At 72.2% G+C, this 3417-nt stretch carries 3 protein-coding genes; 2 read left to right on the plus strand and 1 reads right to left on the minus strand.

The genetic code is table 11. The annotated features are described in order from the left end of the window. Positions 1-305 precede the first annotated feature (305 nt). Both H5J30_RS22830 and H5J30_RS22835 read left to right on the plus strand, forming a co-directional pair. On the plus strand, positions 306-992 hold the full coding sequence (locus H5J30_RS22830; RefSeq protein ID WP_181789257.1) for an iron-dependent transcriptional repressor DtxR: 687 nt from the start codon (positions 306-308) through the stop codon (positions 990-992). Positions 993-1435: 443 nt separating this feature from the next. Next, positions 1436-2359, plus strand: a complete 924-nt coding sequence (locus H5J30_RS22835; RefSeq protein ID WP_181789258.1) for an alpha/beta fold hydrolase — start codon at positions 1436-1438, stop codon at positions 2357-2359. Between the two features lie 28 nt (positions 2360-2387). Here H5J30_RS22835 and H5J30_RS22840 read toward each other — a convergent pair whose 3' ends face one another. Beyond that, positions 2388-3032 carry a hypothetical protein gene (locus H5J30_RS22840; RefSeq protein WP_181789259.1) on the minus strand — a complete coding sequence of 215 codons (645 nt, stop codon included), beginning with the start codon at positions 3030-3032 and terminating at the stop codon, positions 2388-2390. Positions 3033-3417 lie beyond the last annotated feature (385 nt).

Raw genomic sequence — 3417 nt, forward strand, 5'->3', positions numbered from 1 at the left:
CGCGGCCGGACGCTGGGGGTCGTGACGTTCCTGCGCGGCGGGGGCCGGCGCGGCTTCACGCGGCAGGACGCGGCGTACGCGGAGGACGTGGCCGTACGGGTCGCGGCCTCGCTGGACCTGGCGGAGCTGCTGGGTTAGGGAACCGCCCGCGGGGCCTGGCGTCCGTGTTCCAGGCCGGGTGCAGATCGCCTTTTTCCCGCAGATCGGCGGCGATAGTCAGGCGAAAAGAACGCGGCAGGTCCACTTGTCACCGGGATGAGTCAGAATTGGTGCAGGGCCACCGCACGAGAAATCTAGGGGCACGCATGTCCGGACTGATCGACACAACGGAGATGTATCTCCGCACCATCCTCGAACTCGAAGAGGAGGGCGTCGTCCCCATGCGCGCGAGAATCGCGGAGCGGCTCGACCAGAGCGGCCCCACGGTGAGCCAGACCGTCGCCCGCATGGAGCGGGACGGCCTGGTACGCGTGGCCGGGGACAGGCATCTGGAGCTGACGGAAGAAGGGCGCATGCTGGCGACCCGGGTGATGCGCAAGCACCGCCTGGCGGAGTGTCTGCTGGTCGACGTGATCGGCCTGGAGTGGGAGCACGTGCACGCGGAGGCGTGCCGGTGGGAGCACGTGATGAGCGAGGCCGTGGAGCGCCGCGTGCTCGCGCTGCTGAAGCATCCGACGGAGTCGCCGTACGGGAACCCGATCCCGGGCCTGGAGGAGCTGGGCGAGGAGTCCGGGGCGAACCCGTTCCTGGACGAGGGCATGGTGAGCCTGTCCGCGCTGGGCCCGGACGCCGGGACGGTGATCATCCGCCGTATCGGGGAGCCGATCCAGACCGACTCCGCGCTGATGTACACGCTGCGGCGGGCCGGTGTGCAGCCGGGCGCCGTGGTGAGCGTGACGGATTCGGCGGGCGGTGTGCTCGTCGGCAGCGGCGGCGAGGCCGCCGAGCTGGACGCCGAGGTCGCCTCGCACGTCTTCGTGGCCAAGCGCTAGATCCGTTCGGGCCAGAGCGGTGGCGGGTTTGCGCCGTACCCGCGGTTGGCGTTAAGCGGACCGCGGGATTCCTGTCCGAACGGCAGCGCACCGGGGCCGGGCGTGCCACGCTGTCGCTGACGTCACCAGGGAGGGGTGGGTCATGCCGCTGACATATCCGGGCGCCCGTGCGGCTTCCGGAGGTGTGGCGAGGGCCCCGGCGCCTGGCTCGCCGGGGCCCCGCCTCCCCGTACCGACCCGGAGCCCCGAGCTCCCAGGGTCGTCTCCCCACGGACCCCATGTCCCCGATGCGGGTCCGCCTCCCGGTCTCTGTCTCCCCGCGACGATCGCGGCCAATCCCCGGCCGCGGTCACTCGAACGAGGGGTGTTGGGTCCCGTACCTCGGTGTTCGAATAGATATTCGATAGCGTGAGCTTCGCCGAACGGATTGGGGGTGTCGGCACATGGTCCGTCGTATCAACGTGACAGGGGCGGGTGGGCTGCGTCTCGCCGCCTGGGAGTACGGAGACCCGCCGAAGCGCGCTGCCGACCGCATCGTGGCGCGGGCGCGGTCCGCCGCCGGCCCGGCCGGGAGCCCGCCGGGCGCAGGCCCGCAGGACCGCCCCGGCGTGCTGTTATTGCACGGCCTGATGGGCCGCGCGTCCCACTGGGCGACCACCGCCCGCTGGCTCTCCGGCCGCTCCCGCGCCATCGCGCTCGACCAGCGCGGCCACGGGCGCAGCGACAAACCCGGGGACGGCCCGTTCGACCGCGAGGCGTACATCGCGGACGCCGAGGCCGTCATCGAACAGCTGGACCTCGCGCCGGTGGTCCTCGTGGGCCACTCGATGGGTGCGCTGACCGCCTGGCAGCTGGCCGCCCGCCGCCCCGACCTGGTACGCGGGCTGGTGATCTGCGACATGCGGGCCTCCGCGCTGGGCGCGGCCTCGCAGCGTGAGTGGGAGGAGTGGTTCCGCTCCTGGCCGACCCCGTTCGCCACGCTCGCCGACGTCCGCAAGTGGTTCGGCGAGGACGACCCCGTCCTGGAGCGCCCGCGCACCGCGCGCGGCGAGTTCTACGCCGAGGTGATGGCCGAGCGCGCGGACGGCTGGCGCCCGGTCTTCTCCCGCCGGCAGATGCTGCGGGCCCGCGAGACCTGGGTGCACGACGCGCACTGGGAGGAGCTGGCCCTCGTGCAGTGCCCCACCCTGGTGATCCGCGGCATCGACGGCGAGCTGGGGCGGGCGGAGGCGCAGGAGATGGTGCGCGTCCTGCCCCGCGGGGTGTACGCCGAGCTGGAAGCCGGCCATCTGCTGCACCTGGAGGACCCGGAGGCGTTCCACCGGGCGGTGGAGCCGTTCCTGAAGGACGTGCTCACACCGAAGTGACGGGAGAGCGGGGCGCGTTGCGCGCTCGCTACTCGCCGACGAACCGGAACGTCGACGTGATCGCGTCGAACACGTCGAAGAACGAGTCCGCCAGATCCAGCACCTGGCTGCTGCCCGCGACCAGCGCCACCTTGCCCTCCTGCCCGGGGACCGGGATGAAGGTCTGCATCAGCACCGCGCGGATCGTGCGGTCGTCGCCGGGGATCTTGACGTCCTCGACGCCCTGCGTGCGGGCCGCCGTGCCGATGCCCTCGATCTCGACCGTCGAGACCTTCCGCCAGGCGTCGCCCTCCTTCTTCGGCCGGATCTGCTTGATCTGGCCCACGATCAGCGCCGGGTCGGTCGGCAGCAGCTCGCCGCTCTCGGTGCGGGCGCCGATGAGGGAGACGGTGATCGAGCCGGTCACCGGCACCTCGCCGCCGAAGGTCTCCGCCATGCAGCCGCAGTACAGGGCGCCGGAGGCCCAGGCGTCCTTGGCGGCCTTGCGCAGGAACGCCTCCAGCACGCCGCGCTGCTCGGCCAGTTCGGGGTTGCGGCGGACCCGGTCGTTGACCATCTCCCGGATCCCGTCGTCCCGGGACTCGGGCCGTACGTCGAACTCCCACCACGACTCCGGCACCCGGATCCGGAAGCCTCCGCGCTCGATCGTGAGCGCTTCCATCCAGCGGCTCATGCTGCCCCCTCTGTCGCACGTGTCGCAACGCCCGGTCGCCCCGCCGCGCCCCGCGGCCGGGCCGCGGCGGCGTAGTTGTCCACAATCCCGGATACGCGCTGTTCCCGCGAAGCCCGGGGCGGATATCGTTTCGTAGACCCTAGTGTCCGAGCTGAACGCATTTCCGCGGGGGGAAAACCGGGGAACAGCCGGGGACGTCCGAGGAGGATCAGCGTGCGCCTCACCCTGACCGTCGTCGATCCGCTCGGGGGCGACCGTGCCGACGTCGTCCTCGACGCGGAGGCGGAGTCGTCCGTCGGAGACGTCGCCCGCGTCCTGGCCGGGCAGCTCGACTCGCCGCCGCCGCCCGCTCCGCCCGCGCCGTGCAGGTCCCGGCCCAGCATGC

The sequence above is a fragment of the Streptomyces phytophilus genome, assembly GCF_013870535.1.
In the GTDB taxonomy this organism is placed as follows: domain Bacteria; phylum Actinomycetota; class Actinomycetes; order Streptomycetales; family Streptomycetaceae; genus Streptomyces; species Streptomyces phytophilus.

Excerpts from the sequence above, each read along its gene's own strand:
- H5J30_RS22835 (WP_181789258.1), top strand. The coding sequence starts at position 1,436 with ATGGTCCGTCGTATCAACGTGACAGGGGCGGGTGGGCTGCGTCTCGCC.
- H5J30_RS22830 (WP_181789257.1), top strand. The coding sequence starts at position 306 with ATGTCCGGACTGATCGACACAACGGAGATGTATCTCCGCACCATCCTC.
- H5J30_RS22840 (WP_181789259.1), bottom strand. The coding sequence starts at position 3,032 with ATGAGCCGCTGGATGGAAGCGCTCACGATCGAGCGCGGAGGCTTCCGG.